This window comes from Paenibacillus sp. FSL M7-1455, from assembly GCF_038004655.1.
GTDB lineage: Bacteria > Bacillota > Bacilli > Paenibacillales > Paenibacillaceae > Paenibacillus_AQ > Paenibacillus_AQ cookii.
Genome location: NZ_JBBORO010000001.1, coordinates 4,328,176 through 4,347,090, shown reverse-complemented (window position 1 = coordinate 4,347,090; position 18,915 = coordinate 4,328,176). Strand labels below are relative to the sequence as shown.

At 57.4% G+C, this 18,915-nt stretch carries 15 protein-coding genes and 1 pseudogene; 12 read left to right on the top strand and 4 right to left on the bottom strand.

The features are described from left to right. The first annotated feature begins 73 nt into the window (after positions 1–73). From NYE48_RS20035 to mgrA, 4 genes are all read left to right on the top strand, one after another. Entirely contained in the window at positions 74–1,042 is a 969-nt protein-coding gene (locus tag NYE48_RS20035; RefSeq protein ID WP_340999790.1) for a sugar kinase, read from the top strand. A 59-nt stretch (positions 1,043–1,101) separates the two neighbouring features. Next, positions 1,102–1,764 carry a bifunctional 2-keto-4-hydroxyglutarate aldolase/2-keto-3-deoxy-6-phosphogluconate aldolase gene (locus NYE48_RS20030; protein WP_036711292.1) on the top strand — a complete coding sequence of 221 codons (663 nt, stop codon included), beginning with the start codon at positions 1,102–1,104 and terminating at the stop codon, positions 1,762–1,764. Between the two features lie 202 nt (positions 1,765–1,966). Beyond that, positions 1,967–2,710, top strand: coding sequence for an NAD-dependent protein deacylase (locus tag NYE48_RS20025; protein ID WP_036711296.1), 744 nt, complete (start codon positions 1,967–1,969; stop codon positions 2,708–2,710). 83 nt (positions 2,711–2,793) lie between these two features. Further along, complete coding sequence (gene mgrA, locus NYE48_RS20020; RefSeq protein WP_212947404.1) at positions 2,794–3,798, top strand: L-glyceraldehyde 3-phosphate reductase; 1,005 nt, start codon at positions 2,794–2,796, stop codon at positions 3,796–3,798. Between the two features lie 62 nt (positions 3,799–3,860). Here the strand turns inward: mgrA and NYE48_RS20015 are convergent, their stop codons facing one another. Beyond that, positions 3,861–4,742 carry an AraC family transcriptional regulator gene (locus NYE48_RS20015; RefSeq protein WP_340999789.1) on the bottom strand — a complete coding sequence of 294 codons (882 nt, stop codon included), beginning with the start codon at positions 4,740–4,742 and terminating at the stop codon, positions 3,861–3,863. Between the two features lie 180 nt (positions 4,743–4,922). Between NYE48_RS20015 and NYE48_RS20010 the strand changes: the two genes are divergently transcribed. The 4 genes from NYE48_RS20010 (at position 4,923) to NYE48_RS19995 (ending at position 10,036) form a co-directional block, all read left to right on the top strand. Next, a complete protein-coding gene (locus tag NYE48_RS20010; RefSeq protein WP_340999788.1) occupies positions 4,923–6,101 on the top strand; it encodes a galactokinase in 1,179 nt (392 codons plus the stop codon). Between the two features lies 1 nt (position 6,102). Then, on the top strand, positions 6,103–7,092 hold the full coding sequence (gene galE, locus NYE48_RS20005; RefSeq protein ID WP_212947399.1) for a UDP-glucose 4-epimerase GalE: 990 nt from the start codon (positions 6,103–6,105) through the stop codon (positions 7,090–7,092). A gap of 18 nt (positions 7,093–7,110) precedes the next feature. Next, positions 7,111–8,697 (top strand): UDP-glucose--hexose-1-phosphate uridylyltransferase, encoded by a 1,587-nt coding sequence (locus NYE48_RS20000; protein WP_341000697.1) that lies wholly within the window; start codon positions 7,111–7,113, stop codon positions 8,695–8,697. A gap of 175 nt (positions 8,698–8,872) precedes the next feature. Beyond that, a complete protein-coding gene (locus tag NYE48_RS19995) occupies positions 8,873–10,036 on the top strand; it encodes an iron-containing alcohol dehydrogenase (RefSeq protein ID WP_340999787.1) in 1,164 nt (387 codons plus the stop codon). 213 nt (positions 10,037–10,249) lie between these two features. Here the strand turns inward: NYE48_RS19995 and NYE48_RS19990 are convergent, their stop codons facing one another. The 3 genes from NYE48_RS19990 to NYE48_RS19980 are packed head-to-tail and all read right to left on the bottom strand — an operon-like array spanning position 10,250 to position 14,067. Continuing rightward, on the bottom strand, positions 10,250–12,622 hold the full coding sequence (locus tag NYE48_RS19990) for a carbohydrate-binding domain-containing protein (protein WP_340999786.1): 2,373 nt from the start codon (positions 12,620–12,622) through the stop codon (positions 10,250–10,252). An 18-nt stretch (positions 12,623–12,640) separates the two neighbouring features. Then, positions 12,641–13,321 (bottom strand): DUF4956 domain-containing protein, encoded by a 681-nt coding sequence (locus NYE48_RS19985; protein WP_340999785.1) that lies wholly within the window; start codon positions 13,319–13,321, stop codon positions 12,641–12,643. Beyond that, positions 13,318–14,067 carry a polyphosphate polymerase domain-containing protein gene (locus NYE48_RS19980; protein WP_340999784.1) on the bottom strand — a complete coding sequence of 250 codons (750 nt, stop codon included), beginning with the start codon at positions 14,065–14,067 and terminating at the stop codon, positions 13,318–13,320. The genes NYE48_RS19985 and NYE48_RS19980 overlap by 4 nt, the downstream gene beginning before the upstream one ends. A gap of 236 nt (positions 14,068–14,303) precedes the next feature. On the opposite strand from NYE48_RS19980, the pseudogene NYE48_RS19975 reads away from it, so the two are divergent. The 4 genes and pseudogenes from NYE48_RS19975 (at position 14,304) to NYE48_RS19960 (ending at position 18,721) form a co-directional block, all read left to right on the top strand. After that, positions 14,304–14,982: pseudogene (locus NYE48_RS19975) on the top strand (response regulator transcription factor). Further along, positions 14,982–16,358 carry a sensor histidine kinase gene (locus NYE48_RS19970; RefSeq protein WP_341000696.1) on the top strand — a complete coding sequence of 459 codons (1,377 nt, stop codon included), beginning with the start codon at positions 14,982–14,984 and terminating at the stop codon, positions 16,356–16,358. The pseudogene NYE48_RS19975 and the gene NYE48_RS19970 overlap by 1 nt, the downstream one beginning before the upstream one ends. Before the next feature lie 291 nt (positions 16,359–16,649). Further along, positions 16,650–17,186 (top strand): NfeD family protein, encoded by a 537-nt coding sequence (locus NYE48_RS19965; protein ID WP_212947389.1) that lies wholly within the window; start codon positions 16,650–16,652, stop codon positions 17,184–17,186. Next, entirely contained in the window at positions 17,186–18,721 is a 1,536-nt protein-coding gene (locus NYE48_RS19960) for a flotillin family protein (protein ID WP_197070054.1), read from the top strand. Before NYE48_RS19965 ends, NYE48_RS19960 begins: the two co-directional genes overlap by 1 nt. Positions 18,722–18,915 lie beyond the last annotated feature (194 nt).

Here is an 18,915-nt window from a genome sequence, read left to right as displayed (position 1 = left end):
GCTTAACCGGCACCCTGGAGCGGACGGAAACGAATTTTGCAAAATCCCGACTTCAATAAGGAAGGGGACTATTATGCAGCAGGATACAGCATTTGCGGGGCCTGAACTGGTTACTTTCGGCGAAAGCATGGGACTCTTTACGGCACAGGATACCCGGGGATTGGAGTACGCGTCGACGCTTCACAAATCGTTCGGCGGGGCGGAAAGCAACGTGGCGATCGGGGTCGCGCGGCTGGGCCGGCGGGCAGGCTGGTTCGGGGCGCTGGGCCGCGATCCGATCGGGACGATGATACATAAAGCGATTCGCGGCGAGGGCGTCGACGTGTCGCGGGCCGTTTTTAACGGCGAGGCGCCGACGGGACTGATGATTCGCGAAAACACGGCGGGCAAGTCGTCGGTATATTATTACCGCAAAAATTCCGCGGCAAGCATGCTCCGGCCGGAGCAGCTGGACGCGGCGTACATCCAGAGCGCCAAAATCCTTCACGTGACGGGCATCACGGCCGCGATCAGCCCTTCGGCTTTGGCTTGCGTCGACAGAGCAATGGATCTTGCGCGGGACGCCGGGGTCAAAGTAAGCTTCGACCCGAATTTGCGGCTGAAGCTGTGGACGCTGGAGGAAGCGCGCGGCGTGCTGCTGAGGCTGGCGGAGAAGGCGGATTATTTTCTGCCCGGGCTGGACGAGCTGAAGCTGTTGTACGACACGGAGGACGATAAAGCGGTATTCGAGCGGCTTTCCCGGCTGAACGCGGTTTCCGTAATCAAGGGCGGTCCGGATTTGACCTACGTGCTTGAGGATGGTACCCTGACGGAAGTTCCGTATTTCAAAGCGGACCAGGTGCTGGACACGGTCGGGGCCGGAGACGGCTTTTGCGCGGGTTTCATCGCCGGACTTTTGAAAGGGCATTCAACGGTAGAAGCGGTGCGTCTTGGAAATTTGACGGGCTCTCTGGTCATCCAGGCCGTCGGAGATTGGGAAGCGCTGCCAACGTGGGAGCAGGTTGAGGCGAAACTGGAGCGCAGGATGCACATCGAAAGGTAATCATTCCATAGACATCGTGACAGGATTTCCATATAATGAGTGAAAAGGAGCGTATGATTGTGAAAAAACTCCAAATATTACAAAAAATCATCGATAACGGCGTCGTGGCCGTGTTGCGCGGCGATTCCGCCGACCAAGTGTTTGCGATGGCCGAGGCGGCGATTGCCGGGGGCATCAAAGTGATCGAGGTGACCTTGACGGTGCCGGGCGCGCTGCAGGCGATCGAAAAGCTGAGCCGCATGTACAGCTGGAAGACGGAAGATCCGGACAAATTCGCCGTCATCGGCGCTGGCACGGTGCTCGAGCCGCAAACGGCGAGAGCCGCGATCATGTCCGGGGCCGAATTCGTGGTCGGACCGTCGCTCAACCCGGAAACCGTTAAAATATGCAATTTGTACCGCGTGCCGATCATGCCCGGCGTCATGACCATCGCCGAGGTTCAGCACGCGCTCGAGCTGGGCGTGGACATCGTGAAGCTGTTCCCGGGGAACCTGTACGAGCCGGGGATCATCAAGACGATGAAAGGACCGATGCCGCAGGCGAACTTTATGCCGACGGGCGGCGTATCGCTTTCCAACCTGAAGGATTGGATTCAAGGCGGTGCGGTGGCCGTGGGGATCGGTTCGGATTTGACGAACGAAGCCGTCAAGACGGGCAACATGGACCTGGTGCGCAGCAAAGCCGAGCAGTATATGCAAGCTTACCGCGAAGCGAAACGTTAACGCGGCCCGCAGTGCCCGCGAAGGCCGCAAGCAGCGGCGATACGCCGCTTTCCATGCGGCTTCTGGCAGCCTGCCTTCCCTGGAGGAGGCAGGCTGATCATGTCTTTCGTCCGCTTTTTTGCGTCATTCTCGGGCAAAAGGGTTACCGTTGTCTAAGGACCCCATAATGACGGATCCGATCAAGTGTGGAGGTGCACAAAGGGTGCAAAAGATCGAAACATTGGCCTCTTGGATTGAGCAAAGCGACAACATCGTTTTTTTCGGCGGAGCGGGTACCTCGACAGAGAGCGGCATCCCCGATTTCCGCTCCGCCGCGGGATTGTACCAAACGGAGCAGCATTCCCCGTACCCGCCGGAGCAGATGCTCAGCCGTTCTTTTTTCATGAAAATGCCGGAAATCTTTTTCGACTTTTACCGCAGCAAAATGCTTCATCCCGACGCCAAACCGAACGGCTGCCATAGATTGTTGGCCAAGCTGGAGGCGCAGGGCAAGCTGAAGGCCATCGTGACGCAAAACATCGACGGCTTGCATCAGCAGGCCGGGAGCGAGGAAGTTCTGGAGCTGCACGGCTCCGTTCACCGCAATTACTGCATGGGCTGCCGCCGTTTTTTCGGGCTGGAGCAGGTGATGGCGAGCAAGCATCTGGTTCCCCGCTGCCCGTACTGCCAAGGGATCGTGAAGCCGGACGTCGTTTTGTACGAGGAGGCGCTGGACCAGCAAGTGCTGATCAGCGCCATGGACGCGATCGCGAATGCGGATTTGCTGCTGATCGGCGGGACGTCGCTGACGGTGCATCCGGCCGCCGAACTCGTTTCTTATTTTAAAGGGACCCGCTCGGTCTTGCTGAACATGGACCCGACCCCGTACGACAAAAGGGCGGATTTGATCATCAACGATAAAATCGGGGAAGTCATGGATCAGGTCGGCCGGTTGTTGGGCATTTAAGCGTTTTGCCGGACGCGATGCAAAAGAGCTATGCTTTTGAAAGCAAGCGGTAATGTACCTTAATAACAGAAAGGCGGATTGCTATGGCTTACACACCAAACGAAGCACGTTATGACGAGATGATCTATAACCGTTGCGGCCGTTCGGGCCTCAAGCTTCCTGCCATCTCCCTTGGCCTCTGGCATAATTTCGGCGGGGTGAACACGTTCGAAAATGCCCGGAGTATGGTTACGCGCGCGTTTGACCTTGGCATCACCCATTTCGACCTGGCGAACAATTACGGGCCGCCTCCAGGCTCCGCGGAAGAAACGTTCGGCAAAATATTAAAGCAGGATTTGCACGGGCATCGGGACGAGCTGATCGTGTCCACGAAGGCCGGATACCATATGTGGCCCGGTCCTTACGGGGAATGGGGCTCGCGCAAATACATGCTGTCGAGCCTGGACCAGAGCTTGAAGCGGCTTGGCATGGATTACGTGGACATCTTCTACTCCCACCGCTTCGACCCGGATACGCCGCTGGAGGAAACGATGATGGCGCTGGACCATGCCGTGCGTTCCGGCAAGGCTTTGTACGTCGGCATTTCCAATTATTCCGCTGAACAAACTGCGGAGGCCATTTCGATCCTGAAGTCTTTGGGCACCCCGCTGCTGATCCATCAGCCCAGCTATTCCATGCTGAACCGCTGGATCGAAAACGGCCTGCAGGACGTTTTGGCGGACAACGGCGTCGGCAGCATCGCTTTTACCCCGCTTCAGCAGGGTTTGCTCACGAACAAATATTTGAACGGCGTTCCGGAGGACTCCCGGGCGGCCAGCTCGTCCGTGTTCCTGAACGCGCAGGACATCACGCCGGAAGCGTTGCGCAAAATCCGCGCCCTGAACCAGCTTGCGGCTGCCCGCGGGCAAAGCCTGGCACAGCTGGCGCTCGCCTGGGTGCTTCGCGGCGGGAAGGTGACGTCGGCGCTGATCGGCGCAAGCCGCGTCAGCCAAATCGAAGACAACGTGGCGGCGCTGAAAAACCTGGACTTCAGCCAAGAGGAGCTGGACCGGATCGAGGCGATACTGAAAACGGAAAACGAGTCATGAATGTAAGCAACCCGCTGCTTCCTTTAGAGGAACAGCGGGTTTTTGCATGATGGATTCCGGTTTTAACGGCGGCTTTCCGGGCCGGCGCCCGGCGAAGCGGCGATCCGGTCGCGGTAGTGGCTCGGGGAATAGCCGCAAAGCCGTTTGAATTGCCTGGAAAAATAAAGGGCGTCCGTCAATCCGACGGAAGCGGCGATCTGCTCGATCGAGAGCTCGGGGCGTTCCCGCAGGAGTTGGCGCGATTTATCGATTCTCAGCTTAAGCAAATAGGTGACGGGGGACATGCCGGTTTCCTTTTTGAAAATCCGGGACAGGTAGGCGCGATTATATCCCAAGCTTTCGCTCATCTGTTCGATGGACACGGGATGCGCGTATTGGGCCGATAAATAATGGATCATTTGCTTGACGGTGCGCCGCACCTGGGATTCGGTGCCGGTCAGGCCCGTTTCGTCCGTAAGCCGGTCCTTCGCTTCGGCAAAAATAAGATACAGATGCCCGAGCGCCGCCATATCCGCGCTTTCCTTCTTGCCGTAAAACGCTTGCGTAATCCGGCGGATCGCCTCGGGGATAAAGCTTTCGCCGCCCGTTGCGAGCACCGACTGCCCTCCGGCAAACCCGGCCGACTCGACAAGCGCCTTCGCCGCGCTTCCGGAAAACGCCGTCCAGCGGTAGCGCCACGGATCCTTTGCGTCGGACGCATAGCTGACAAGGCGCCCCGGGTGGATCAGGAAGAAGCTGCCGGCCCCCAGCTCGTACGTATGCTGCTCCGACCGGAACTGTCCGCGGCCGCTTTCGACGTAATGCAACAAATAATAATCATATATTTTTGGCCCGACCACATGCTGCGGTTTGGTTTGGCTTTCGCCGGCAAACAGCACGCGCAGCGGGCTTTGTTCATGATAAACCGGATTGGATGCGACGCTGTAGCTTTCCTGAACGGCCATGGCCGGACCTCCTTTTAGACGGTTCAACTTTTTGCGAGAATCTTGGGCCTCACATGTTATTATAGATTTCGAAGTCACATAAATCCATAGCAAGCAAACATAATTGCATTAACAGGGATGCCTTTGTTTTTTATACTTAAACCAGAACGTCACCATAAGGAAAGGATGGGTGCATCACAAATGAACATCGAATCGCTTAAAAAGCAGTTTATCGAAAAATACGGGGAATCCGCGCAGGACATCCGCGTATTTTTGGCACCGGGCCGGGTGAACCTGATCGGGGAGCATATCGATTATAACGGAGGATACGTGATGCCTGCGGCGCTGGAATTCGGGACCACTTTGCTTGCGCGCCGGCGGGAAGACGATCACATCCGTCTGGCCACGACCAATTTTCCGTACGAAAAAGAACTGAGCCTGAGCGAAATCGGCCGGGAAAAAACGGGGGAATGGGTCGACTACGCGATTGGCGTCATGGTTGAAAATAAACAGGAGGGCTGCCCGGTTACGACGGGGTACGACCTGCTGTATCACGGCGAAATTCCGAACGGCGCCGGCCTTTCTTCGTCGGCATCGATCGAAGTGGTAACCGCGTTTGCGCTGCAAACGCTGGAGGGCTGCAATCCGGACACGGTAAACATCTCGCTGCTGTCGCAGCGGGCGGAAAACCGATACGTCGGCGTCAACTGCGGCATTATGGACCAGTTTGCCGTGGCGAACGGAAAACGCGACCACGCCATTTTGCTGATGTGCGACACGCTGGAATACAAACATGTGCCGTTCCGGACCGGGGCATATAAAATCGTCATCGGCAATACCAACAAACGAAGAGGCCTGGTGGATTCCGCATATAACGAGCGCAGGCAGCAGTGCGAGACGGCACTCGGCATTTTGAAGCAGCAAGCAGGCGGGCTGGAGTATTTGGCGGGGCTTACGCCGGAGCGGTTCGAAACGCTGAAAAACGGCATCGCCGATGAGACGGTGAGACGTCGGGCGCAGCATGTCGTGGAGGAAAACCAGCGGGTGCTGGATTCGGTGGAGGCGCTCAAAAACAACGATTTGCAGCGGTTCGGCGAACTGATGAACGCGTCGCATGATTCGCTCCGGGATTTATACGAGGTCAGCTGCGAAGAGCTGGACGTCATGGTGGAAGAGGCGCGGCGCATTCCCGGAACGCTCGGGGCGCGGATGACCGGCGCCGGATTCGGCGGATGCACGGTATCCCTGGTCCATGAGGACGACGTGGAAACGTTCGTGCGGCAGGTGGGCCAAGCCTATGAACAACGTACGGGCCTGAAGGCGGAGTTTTACGTTTGCGGTACGGGCGACGGCGTAAAAGAACTGAAGGAGGACAAATAAGATGGCGATTCTTGTAACGGGCGGAGCGGGGTATATCGGCTCCCATACGGTAGCGGCGCTTTTGGAACGCGGCGAGGAAGTGGTCGTGCTCGACAACTTGCAAACGGGGCACCGCGGAGCGCTGCTCGGCGGCAAACTGTATGAAGGCGACTTGCGCGACAAGGAGCTCCTTGCGAAATGTTTCGCCGAAAACGACATCGACGCGGTCATCCATTTTGCGGCCAATTCGCTTGTCGGGGAAAGCATGCAGAAACCGGTGAAATATTACGATAACAACGTATACGGGACGTTGTGCTTGCTGGAGGCGATGGATGCCGCAAACGTCCGCCGCATCGTGTTTTCTTCGACCGCAGCGACATACGGCGAGCCGGAACGGGTGCCGATTCAGGAAAGCGACCGGACGCAGCCGACCAACGTGTACGGCGAAACGAAGCTGATGATGGAACGGATGATGTCGTGGTTCGACCAGGTGCTTGGCATCAAATACGTCGCTTTGCGTTATTTTAACGCGGCAGGCGCGCATGACAGCGGCAAAATCGGCGAAGACCACCGTCCGGAAAGCCATCTGGTTCCGCTCGTGCTGCAAACGGCGCTGAAGCAGCGCGAAAGCATCGCCGTGTTCGGGGACGATTACCCGACGGAGGACGGCACCTGCATCCGCGACTACATTCATGTGAGCGATTTGGCCGACGCCCATCTGCTCGCGGTCGATTACCTTCGCAAAGGGGAAAGCAGCAACGTGTTCAACCTGGGCATCGGCACAGGTTTTTCGGTGAAGGAAGTGATCGAAACGGCGAAAACGGTGACGGGCCTCGACATTCCGGTCGTCATGCAGCCGCGCCGCGCCGGGGACCCGGCCGTTCTGGTCGCATCCTCGCAAAAGGCGAGGGAAGTGCTGGGCTGGAACCCGAAACGGGAAAAGCTGGAGGAGATCATTCAAAGCGCCTGGAACTGGCACCAAAGCCGTCCGAACGGCTATGGCGAGGAATAAGGAGGCACGGCGGTGAACATGAACGAAGCAAACGGAACAACGGAACAACAACAGGCGCTCGTAGCGATCGAACAGCTTGTCCGCTTTGCGCTCGAACGCCGGCTCCTTGAGCCGCTCGACGAAGATTACGGCCGCAATCTGCTGCTGGAGCTGTTCGGCTTCAGCGAGCCGTACCTCGGGGACGACAAGCCGGAGCCGATTCAAGGCCCGCAGCCGGCGCTGGACGTCCTGATCGGCTACGGCGTCCGCATCGGGCTTATTCCGGAGGACACGGACACGTACCGGGATTTGCTTGATGCCAAAATGATGGGCTGCCTCATGCCGCGGCCTTCCGAAGTAACCCGGGAATTTTTTAAGCTGAAGGAAACGGAAGGGATCGAAGCGGCGACTAGCCGGTTCTACGAACTGTCGGTGGATGCCAACTATATCCGCATGGACCGCGTGAACAAAAACGTCTATTGGCGGCATGAATCCGAGTACGGCGACATCGAGATCACGATCAACTTGTCCAAACCGGAAAAAAGCCCGAAGGAAATCGCCATGGCGAAGCTGCTGCCGCCTCCGGTGTATCCGAAATGCCAGCTGTGCCGCGAAAACGTCGGTTATGCCGGCAGGGTCAATCACCCGGCCCGCCAAAACCTGCGCGTCATTCCGCTTGAACTGAACGGCGAGCCTTGGTTTTTCCAATATTCGCCGTACGTATACTATAACGAGCATTGCATCGTGTTCCATCGCGACCATGTGCCGATGAAGCTGACGAAGGACACGTTCCGCCGGTTGCTGGCTTTCGTGGACGAATATCCGCATTATTTTATCGGCTCCAATGCCGATCTGCCGATCGTCGGCGGTTCGATCCTGACGCATGACCATTTCCAAGGGGGACGCCATACCTTCCCGATCCAAAACGCGCCGAAGGAAGCGGTTTTTGCGCATCCCGATTATGACGGCATCACGGTCAGCATCGTCAAATGGCCGATGTCCGTCCTGCGCCTGACCGGAAAAGACAGCGGCGTGCTGCTGGAGCTGGCCGACATGGTGTATGAATCGTGGAAACGGTACAGCGATCCGGCAGCGGATATTTTGGCTTTCAGCGAAGAAGGCGGGAAGCAGGTGCCGCATAACACGGTAACGCCGATCGTGCGCCGGACGCCGGGCGGGGAATACGAGATGGACCTCGTGCTGCGCAACAACCGGACCAGCGCGCAATTCCCGGCCGGGATATTCCACCCGCACGAGGAAATGCACCACATCAAAAAAGAAAACATCGGCTTGATCGAAGTGATGGGGCTTGCGATTTTGCCGGGACGACTGAAGGAAGAACTCGATTTGACGGCCGACATCCTTGCCGGGGACGAAGCGCTTTTCAAGGCCGTGAAGGAGCAGGAAGACCATCCTTTACGTTTGCATAAGCCATGGATCGAGCAATTGGCGGCGAAATACGGCATCGGCCGCAGCAAGGAAGAAGCCTGGAAACTGGTGCAGTCCGAGGTCGGGGACATTTTCGTCGAAATATTGGGCCATGCCGGAGTGTACAAAAGAACCGAAGCCGGGAAGGAAGCGTTTTTCCGGTTCGTGTCCCATCTGGGTTGCACGGCGGTTCAATAATTCCGGGCCGTTTGGGGCATGCTGAATCTATGCCGAAATTTCTAAAGCGATTCATCAAAAAAACGGGTCAAACCGCCTAAATCCTCGTATTCGGGGCTGGGCGGTTTGTTTTTTTTCGGAAGAGAGAGGTATAATAAACAAGCACAATCATTTTGACCCGGGAGGCGAATTTGCTGTGAATGCATTTGAATTCCATAATCCGACCAAGCTGATCTTCGGCAAAGGAAAGCTTGATACATTAAAAAGAGAAGTTCCGAAATACGGCAAAAACGTCCTGCTCGTATACGGCGGAGGCAGCATCAAACGCAGCGGCTTGTACGACGACGTGCATGCGCTGCTGAAGGAAATCGGCGCCGAGGTGACCGAGCTGAGCGGCGTGGAGCCGAACCCGCGTTTGGCGACGGTTCATAAAGGCGTGGATTTGTGCCGCGAGCATGGCATCGACCTGATTTTGGCCGTCGGCGGCGGCAGCGTCATCGACTGCGCGAAGGCGATTGCGGTCGGCGCCAAATACGACGGGGACATGTGGGATTTCGTCGAGCGCAAGGCGGTTCCGCAGGATGCGCTTCCGCTCGGCACCGTTTTGACGATTGCGGCTACCGGATCGGAAATGAACGGCGGCTCCGTCATTACGAACGAGAAAACCCAGGAGAAAATGGGCTGGGGCAGCCCGCACGCGTATCCGGCGTTTTCGATTCTGGATCCGGTGAACACCTTTACGCTGCCAAAAGACCAAACGGTCTACGGCATGGTCGATATGATGTCGCACGTGCTGGAGCATTATTTCCATACGGAAACGAACACGCCGGTACAGGACGGCTTCTGCGAAACGATTTTGCGCACGGTCATCGACACGGCTCCGCGCCTGATCAACGACCTGCAAAATTACGAGGACCGCGCTACGATCATGTACTGCGGCACGATGGCGCTGAACGGCATTTTGAACATGGGGTATGCCGGCGACTGGGCGACCCACAACATCGAACACGCCGTCTCGGCCGTTTACGACATCCCGCACGGCGGCGGGCTGGCGATTTTGTTCCCGAACTGGATGAAATACAATCTTCATGCCAATCCAAGCCGGTTCAAACAGCTTGCCGTCAACGTCTTCCATATCGATCCGGCGGACAAAAGCGATGAAGAGGTCGGGCTGGAAGGCATTCAGGCGCTGCGCGATTTCTGGAGCTCCATCGGTGCGCCGAGCCGGCTCGCGGACTACGGCATCGACGACAGCCAAATCGAGGTCATGGCCGAGAAGACGGTTCGTTTCGGGCCATTCGGCAAGTTCAGAACGCTCAATAAAGAAGATGTCGTTGAAATTTACAAGCTGTCGCTGTAGTCGCTAAAGGGACGACTTCATTTTTAAATCCATTTCAAGTAACGCGAATGACCCGCAAGAAGAACGCATGCCATGCGATTTCTTGCGGGTCATTTTTTACGTCGATCCTATTTTTCTTCGGCACCTGATGCGGACATACAGGCCATTACAAGCCCCTTGACGGCTGATGGACACCGGCAAGGGGCTTGTAGAAATGCTGTCGGGGTGTAACCGTCAAATCGCGGAAGAATCCGGCTTCCCGTCTGGGGTGCTGCCGGAGTCGCTTGGCGCCGTCGCTCCGTTACCAGCCGAATTTCCTTGGCCCCGGAATCCGCCCGGGCGGCCTTGCCCGCGGCCGCCGCCGAAACCGCCGCCTCCGGCGGTCACGCCCGATTCGTTGACGTACGTGACCGCTTCGCCAAGTTTGAAGCTGACGATTTTCGTTCCGCCGGTCAGCTTGCCCTGGGCGTAAAGGCCGTCCTTCGCCGTACCGCTGGATTGGCCGCCCGTATAGAAGGCGTACGTGTTGCCGGACTTCAGGTCCGGCGTGGAAATCACGATGGACTGAATGTCTTTCGCCGGAGCAAAGCTCAGCACCGGCGTTCCTTTGCCGTCGGCCAAAGTCACCAGCGTGCCGGCCTTCACCGTGCCCGGGAACGTCATGAGCACCGAACGCTGCGACGAGGATTCCGACGGAGCCTGGGCCATCCCGGCGCTTCCCGCGGCAACCAGCAGGCCGCCGGATTGCTCGAACGTGCCGTCATAGTCGAGGGCGCCGTTGCCGTTAGATGCCGGGCCGTTCACCAGCACCGTGCCGCCGGTCATCGCGATGGAGCCGTTGGCGTCCAGGCCGTCGCCGCCCGCGTCCACGGTCAGGTAAGCGCCGCTGATCGTCAGTTTTGCGGTGCCGGCGCTGCCGCCAGGTCCGCCGGGCATGCCTTGGCCTGCCGGCGGCTGCGGCGGCGTGCCTGCGGCTCCATCCGCGTTTGGGCTTCCGCTCTGCGAGGAAATGCCGGCCGGAGCCTGATCGCCGCTCTGCGCCGAATCTCCGGCCGGCGGCTGGCCCGGCATGACTTCCGGCCGCTGGCCGCCAAACATGCCGCCAGGTCCTTCCGAGCTGCCGCTTCCGTCGGAAGCGTTGACGCCGTCATCGCTGGCCACGACGCGCACTTCGCCGCCGGAGAGGGTGATGTCCGCGGCTTCGATGCCTTCGTAGCTTTCCTTGATGTTCACTTTTCCGCCGGAAACGACGATCGATACGTCGGCATGGATGCCGTCATCGCCGGCGGCAAGATCCAAATCGCCGCCCGAAATCAAGATGCTGCCGTTGCTGTGCACCGTATCGTCGGCCGAATCGATGTTGAACGTTCCGCCCGACACCGCAATGCCAGCCTCGGCCTTGAGCCCTTTCATGCTGGCGGACTCGCTCTCCTCATCCGCCGTCTGGGCTGCTTCCGTTCCGGCTGAGACGCTGCCGTCCTTGTTGGCGGCATGTTCATTCGCTTGGGACGCGGAACCGCTGCTTGAGGCAGACGGTTTTTCGCTGTTCGCAGCGCCTGCTGCCGCATCTCCGCTGTCCTTGCCTTGAGCCTCAGCCTTTTCGCCTTGCGCCCCGGGCTCCGTCCGTCCACCGAAGTCCGGGCGTCCCATCGGCATTTCTTCCTCGTGCGGCTCGGCGTTCGCGCTGCCTCCTCCGGTTACCACGTCGTAGGTGCCGCCGTCGATCAGGATCGAAGCGGCCGCCTGAAATCCGTCGCTGCCGGCTTCGACGCGGAAGGTTCCGTCCTCGATGAGCAGGTAACCCTTGTCCTTGTCGCCGTCATAGGTCGTCTTGAAGCCGTCGCCGCCGGCATTGACGTAAATGCTTCCGCCCTTGACCGCAGCCAGGTCGCGGCCGATGATTCCGTCGTCGGCGGCGTTGACGCTCAGCGTGCCGCCGACGATTTTGAGATCATCCTTGCTCGTGATGCCGTCTTTATAATTTCCCTGCACGGTCAGCTGCCCCGTGCCGTTGATCGTCAGATCGTCCTGGCTGAACAGCGCCGCCGTCGGGGCATCTTCCGACGTATCCGCATACTTGGTTCCGTCGGACAAGGTGTTTTCCGTTCCTTTGGCCAGCGTCACCACCGTTTTCCCGGCTTTTTTGACCTGGATCGCCGGGCCGTCCGGGCTGGCGATACGCGCTCCGTTCAGCACCAGGCGCACGACATCGTCTTCGCCAGCGTCAACCGCGATGCTTCCTCCGGTCAACTTGCCGCTAACCACGTAAGTTCCGGCCGAGGAGATCGTGATCTTGCCGCCGCTCGCCTTTGCGCCCGCTCCGTCAACGGCCGCGCTGGCGCCGTTCAGCGTCACCTTCGTGGCCTTGCTCTCCTCCCAGTCCACGGTCGTATCGTCGCCGTCATATTGGACAAGGTCTTTTGTTTTCAGGCCCGCCAGCTGGGCATTGGCCTTGCTTGCATCCACGGCTGCTTCCGCCGCTGCCGTGTCCGTTGATGTGCCGTCCGTCGCCGCCTTCGTGCCCGCGGCACTGGTCGTGCAGCCGGAGGCCAGCATGGCGGACAGGATCAGAATTGCCGCAAATTTCGTTTTATAGGATGGTTTCATGGTTCGACCTCTTTTCGTTTAATATTCCTGCATCGCAGGGTTCATCGTCAGCGTAATGTCCAAGTTGCCGTTTCGGGTCCGGATGGCGTCCAAAAATTCCTTCTGGTTCGTCTGAGGCCCCATTTTTATCGAATACACCACCTCATACAAACTTCCGAGCTCGGCCGTTTTGACTTTTCTCAGCTCATACTCGACGTGGTGCCTGCGGAATACCTCTTCAAACGCTTCTTCGTAACCGAGATTTTCCGGAATGGTGATTTTGAGCGTTTTCAATTGGTCTTTCCTCGTGCCGAACTTGGCTTTGCCCAGCGCATACATCAGCACGCACAAAATGACGGTAAACAAGACGGCGTAACCGAATGCCCCGACCCCGGCGGACAGCCCGGCCGCCATCGAAAACAACACGTAGGATATGTCCTTGGCATCCCCCGGCGCGCTTCGGAACCGAATGATGGAGAAGGCCCCCGCCAGGCTGAACGCCCGGGCGATGTTGCTGCCGATCAGCATGATGATGATCGCCACGATCGCCGGCAGGATGACCATCGTCAGCGTGAAGCTCTGCGAAAAAGCAGGCTGGGTTTTCATGTACGTAAAGCTGATGATGGCGCCCAGGACAATGGCGACGGCCAAGGTCAAAAGCGCGCGGGGTAACGATAAAGCGGTGTCCGCTGTGGACGCGTTCAAAATGGAATCGATCATAAAACAACTCTCTCCCTTTCTATGACTGGTGCACTTGCGTTTCGAATCGTTTTTTTGTACTCATTCCCGTACTTGGAAAAGCTGGTGCGGTACAATCGGTGCTCGGACAGCATTTTGGACAGCCACACCGGTACCGTTTTTTCGGCTTTGACTTCCATCAGCCATTGGCCCCGTTCCAGCAGCGGCTCGCCGTAATCGCCGGCTTCCAATTGAAGGTCATGGCGGCGCGAGCGGATGTGGGTATCGAAGGTGATCCGCAGATCCCGGTTGCCCTTGCAGAACAAGGCGATGCGGTCGTACGCCAGATAAACCATCGGTTGCAGTTCGTACCTGCTCAAAAAATATTCGATTTCGCCGATGACCTGCTTGTTCATGCCTTTCCGGAAGGCGGGAGGGGTGCCCGTCCGGACGAACTCGTAGGCTTCGCTTAGCTTAAGGGCGGTCCTTCTTTTGTTCACCAGGCCGAACACTTTTTTCTTCAGCTCCAAATAAACCTTGGCATCGCTGCCCGGCACGCCGTACGACCGGATCCGCAGCTTTTCCCTGAATTTGGGCTTGGCCAGACTGGTACGGATGAGCGTGTGATGTTCGGTGTCGTAGTATAGGTTGCTGATGGTGTAAAACTTGTTGTCCTTGTTGTTTTCATCCGGTTCCATATAAGCCATCAGGTCGTTGTAAATGTCGTAAAAAGCTTTGGTGTCCATCAGGTACTTGTTTTCGTACCGGTTAAAAACTTCAATCGCCATCGTCATTTCGCTCCTTTCGTCAGTAACGCCTCGCGGGGCATCGCCCCTCCATGTCTGTAGCTTAACGGCACAACCTTTAACGAAACTTAAACACGGCGATAACATTCCGTTTACACAGCTAAAATATGACGTTCGCCATGGGCCGGAGCATGCGGCGCTGATTAAGGTTGATTAAAGGTTCGTTCCTTATCGTAGGGATCGACGATTCATCAGAGAGAATGAAGGAGATTACGACTATGCGCATATTAATCGTTGAAGACGAAGTGCATTTGGCGGAGGCGCTGACGCAAATTTTGAAAAAAAACCATTATTCCGTGGACGCCGTTCACGACGGCCAGGCGGGATTGGATAACGCCCTCAGCGGGATTTACGATTTGCTGCTGCTGGATATCATGCTGCCGGAGATGGACGGAATCGCGCTGCTGCGGACGATCCGGGCCGAAGGCATCGCCACGCCGGTCATCATGCTCACGGCCAAAGGGGAAATTTCCGACACGATCGCGGGGCTCGACTGCGGAGCCGACGATTACGTCGCCAAGCCGTTTTCCACGGGCGAGCTTTTGGCCCGAATCCGCGCGGTTTTGCGGCGAAAAGGAGAGGTCGTGCCTGAGGACGGCCTGAAATTCGGGGACATCGAGCTGAATACGTCCATGCTGAAGCTGAGCTGCAGGGGCAAGGAACTGAAGCTGATGTTTGAAGGAAAGCGAGCTGATGGAGCTGCTGATGCTGAGAAAACAGGCGGTCACCTCCAAAGAGCAAATCATCGAGAAATTATGGGGCTTTGATTCCGATGCCGAACATAACAACGTCGAAGTGTACATTTCGTTTTTGCGGAAAAAGCTGGCTTTTCTGGGCGCGTCGGTGCGGATCACCACGATCCGGGGCGTCGGTTACGTACTGGAGGCGGTTTCGTGATGTTCAAAAAGCTGCGCAACCGGTTTCTGCTGATGAACATGGCTATCATTACATTCATCATGCTGGTCGCTTTTACGGCAATTTACATGATCACGTACCAAAACGTCCGCCGCGATATCGGCATGGAGCTGCAGCGCGTATCGGAGTTTTATCATAAGGGGGGAGGACCGGGCAAAAAAGATCCGGCAAAAGCTTCGGCGCTGCCGCCGGGACAGGAAGGGAGCTTGGAAGCCGAGGCGAAAGGCGATGGCAGCCCGGATCCATCCTCGCCGCCGCAAGGGAGCGGCGCCGCCGTTGCAGGGCCATCTGCAGAAGGCTCCTCCCGCCCCATGGAGAAAGGCCAAGTGCCGCCTCCCGAACTTTCGGTTTCCTTCGAGCTGGAAACGGATCGGGAATGGAATCTGGTCAAGACCAATTCCCGCTTCGAAATGAGCCAAGACTTCTATGACGCGGCCAAAAACCAAGCCGTTCAAAATCCGGTTAGGAGCGGCCGCTTCAATTTGGACGGGACGCGCTGGGCGTATAGCGTACAGCCGACGCCAAGCGGATATTCCGTCGTGTATTTGGACGTGACGGCGCAGCTCAAAATCACCACCAATCTGATCTATACCTTTTTGGCGGTGGCCTTGGTGATGCTGGCCGTGATCTATTTGACGAGCCGCTATTTTGCCAATCGTTCGATCGAACCCGTCCGCAAAGCGTTTGAGAAGCAGCGGCAGTTTATTGCCGACGCCTCCCATGAGCTTAAAACGCCGCTGGCCGTCATCAACACCAACGCCGAGGTGCTGCTGGCGAACAGCGAAGACTCCATCCAGTCCCAATCCAAATGGCTGCACCATATCAAATCGGAAACCGAGCGCATGAAGGCGCTCGCCAACGATCTGCTGTACCTCGCCCGAATGGACGACGCCCGCGGACAACTGATCTTCGTTCCGTTTGATCTTAGCGAAGCGGTCGAAAGCGTCATTTTGACCATGGAAGCGGTCATATACGAAAAAGAGCTCGCGTTCACGTATGAAATCGAACCCCGTTTGAGCATGACGGGGAGCAGCGAGCAGGTGAAGCAGGTCGTGATGATTTTGCTCGACAACGCCGTCAAATACGCCAATCCGAGGGGAGCCATCCATCTGGAACTGAAAAAGCAGCATCACCGCCCGCTGCTGAAGGTGACCAACACGGGCGAAGGCATCGCCCCGGAACATATAAACCATATTTTCGACCGCTTTTACCGCGCCGATGCCTCCCGCTCGCGGAAGCACGGCGGGTACGGCCTTGGCCTGGCGATCGCCAAATCGATCGTGGAGGGCCATAAAGGGAAAATATTCGTCAAAAGCGTCCCTAACGGACAGACGAGTTTTTATGTGCAGCTGGGGTAGGAGGGTAACGTAGACCATCGAAACAAAAGGGATTCCAAAGGGGTTCCCGCCGACAACCGTTTCGCCAAGATTTTATCAGAGAGGAAATATTTGAAACAATTCGAGCCTTATTACGTATATCCTTATATAGGCAGTTTGAACATATCTGGGGGATTTTGCAAAAATCCAATGTGAAAGCGAATTTTCCAAGCGGCAATATATGGATTGAAGGGGTATTCTTCCACGTATTGCGATCCGGAAGCGGACGGATTGACGAAATTTTGCAAAATCCCGGCATGGGAGGATGCGACCATGGAAACGCTTTTCTGGAGCTGTCTGGCTGGCGGAATCCTGTTTGCGGTGGTCAGCGTCGTTTTGGGGGATCTGGTCAGCCATGCCCTTGACGGGCTGCTCGACTTTTTGTCGGTCGATTTCCTGAAACCGATGGTCATCGCAAGCGCTGTGACCGTGTTTGGAGGTGCCGGCGTTTTGCTTGAGCGCTACACGGGATGGGGAGGTTTGGCGGTCGTGTTGTTGTCGATTGCCGCAGCGGTGATCATTTCGGCGCTGGTCTATTGGTTTTACGTCAGGCCGATGGACAACAGCGAAAACTCCACCGCTTATTCCATCCGCGAGTTGTCGGGCCGCATCGGCGAGGTCACCATACCGATTCCCGAATCGGGCTTCGGCGAGGTCATGATCAAGCTTGGCGCCGGGAACACGCTCCACATCGCTTCGAGTTTCGATCGCTGCCTGTTGGCCGCAGGCACCAGGGTGGTCGTCGTTGACGTGCTTGACGGGGTACTGCGCGTCGCCAAATTAGACGAGAGAAAAGGAGATGTTGTTTAATGGATTTGCCGGATTACCTGCTCATTCCCATCATTGTCGTCGGGGTTATTATCGTGCTGGGGCTGGCTTTCTGGGCCCGCTACAAGACGGTTGGGCCGGACGAAGCCATGATCGTGACGGGTTCCTTTTTGGGAAGCAAAAACATCGCTGAAGACGAATCGGGACGCAAGATCAAAATCGTCCGCGGGGGCGGCGCGTTTATTTTGCCGGTATTCCAGCAGTCGGAATTTATTTCGCTGCTTTCCCACAAGCTGGACGTATCAACGCCCGAGGTTTACACCGAGCAAGGGGTGCCGGTCATCGCCGACGGCGTCGCGATCATCAAGGTCGGCAGTTCGATCGAAGACGTCGCGACCGCGGCCGAGCAATTTATCGGCAAGCCGATCGACGCGCTGAAGGGCGAAGCCCAAGAGGTGCTGGAAGGTCATCTGCGGGCGATTTTGGGCTCCATGACCGTGGAGGAAGTATACCGGAACCGCGACAAATTCGCGCAGGAGGTCCAAGGCGTGGCGGCCCGCGATTTGAAGAAGATGGGGCTGCAGATCGTTTCCTTCACGATCAAGGACGTCCGCGACAAGCAGGGTTACCTCGACGCGCTGGGCAAGCCGCGGATTGCGGCGGTAAAGCGGGACGCCGAAATCGCGGAAGCCGAAGCGATGCGGGATGCGCGGATTCAGAAGGCGAACGCGGAAGAGCAGGGCCAGAAGGCCGAGCTGCTGCGCGACACCAACATCGCCGAAGCGACCAAGGAAAAAGAGCTGAAGGTTGCCTCCTTTAAGAAGGAGCAGGACACCGCCAAGGCGGAAGCCGATCAGGCGTACCACATTCAGGAAGCTCGCGCCAAGCAGACGATGGTCGAAGAACAGATGAAAGTCGAGCTGGTCCGCAAGGAACGCGAAATCGACCTGCAGGAAAAAGAAATCATGGTTCGGCAAAAGCAATACGACGCCGAAGTGAAGAAAAAGGCGGATGCCGACCGTTACGCCGTCGAGCAGGCGGCCGAAGCGGACAAAGCTCGCAAAATGCGCGAAGCGGACGCTTTGCAGTATTCCATTGAAACGCAGGCCAAAGCTTCCGCGGAGCAAAAACGGCTGGAAGGCCAGGCGATCGCCGATGCGGAGCGGGCCAAAGGTACCGCCGAAGCGGAAGTCATCCGCCTGCGCGGTTTGGCCGAAGCCGAAGCGAAGGAAAAGCTGGCGGAAGCGTTCCAGAAGTTCGGCGAAGCGGCGGTGCTCGACATCATCGTCAAAATGCTGCCTGAGCTGGCCGGCAAAATTGCGCAGCCGATCTCTTCGATCGACAAGCTTACCGTGGTGGATACGGGCAAAGGCGAAGGCGCGGCCCGCGTAAGCAACTACGTGACGGAGCTGATGTCCACCGCGCCGGAAATGCTGAAAAACGTGTCCGGCATCGACGTGGAGGGACTGATCAAAAACCTGACGGGCAAATCGAAACCCGCTCCGGTGGCGGCCCAGCATGCGCAGCAGGAACGCGAGCTGGTGAACCTGGAGGCGGGCGCGGCCAAGGAGGAGTAAATTCCCGCTGCTGTTGCCTCTTGCCGGTTGACTGAGCAAACGAGGGTGTAGGAGGAGCGGCAGGCCTCTAACGACCCATTGCCGAAGGCAAGTTTCGGATCTGGCGCAATGCCAGTCATATATCCATGAAAAAGGCGGTCCAAGCGAATAGGCTTGGGCCGCCTTTTTGATTTGTTTTCCCCGCTTCTAAGGCG

Coding starts and splice junctions, on each gene's coding strand:
- mgrA (WP_212947404.1), top strand. CDS start 2,794: ATGGCTTACACACCAAACGAAGCACGTTATGACGAGATGATCTATAAC.
- NYE48_RS20000 (WP_341000697.1), top strand. CDS start 7,111: ATGAACGAAGCAAACGGAACAACGGAACAACAACAGGCGCTCGTAGCG.
- NYE48_RS19970 (WP_341000696.1), top strand. CDS start 14,982: ATGTTCAAAAAGCTGCGCAACCGGTTTCTGCTGATGAACATGGCTATC.
- NYE48_RS19980 (WP_340999784.1), bottom strand. CDS start 14,067: ATGGCGATTGAAGTTTTTAACCGGTACGAAAACAAGTACCTGATGGAC.
- NYE48_RS19960 (WP_197070054.1), top strand. CDS start 17,186: ATGGATTTGCCGGATTACCTGCTCATTCCCATCATTGTCGTCGGGGTT.
- NYE48_RS19965 (WP_212947389.1), top strand. CDS start 16,650: ATGGAAACGCTTTTCTGGAGCTGTCTGGCTGGCGGAATCCTGTTTGCG.
- NYE48_RS19985 (WP_340999785.1), bottom strand. CDS start 13,321: ATGATCGATTCCATTTTGAACGCGTCCACAGCGGACACCGCTTTATCG.
- galE (WP_212947399.1), top strand. CDS start 6,103: ATGGCGATTCTTGTAACGGGCGGAGCGGGGTATATCGGCTCCCATACG.
- NYE48_RS20010 (WP_340999788.1), top strand. CDS start 4,923: ATGAACATCGAATCGCTTAAAAAGCAGTTTATCGAAAAATACGGGGAA.
- NYE48_RS20035 (WP_340999790.1), top strand. CDS start 74: ATGCAGCAGGATACAGCATTTGCGGGGCCTGAACTGGTTACTTTCGGC.
- NYE48_RS19990 (WP_340999786.1), bottom strand. CDS start 12,622: ATGAAACCATCCTATAAAACGAAATTTGCGGCAATTCTGATCCTGTCC.
- NYE48_RS20015 (WP_340999789.1), bottom strand. CDS start 4,742: ATGGCCGTTCAGGAAAGCTACAGCGTCGCATCCAATCCGGTTTATCAT.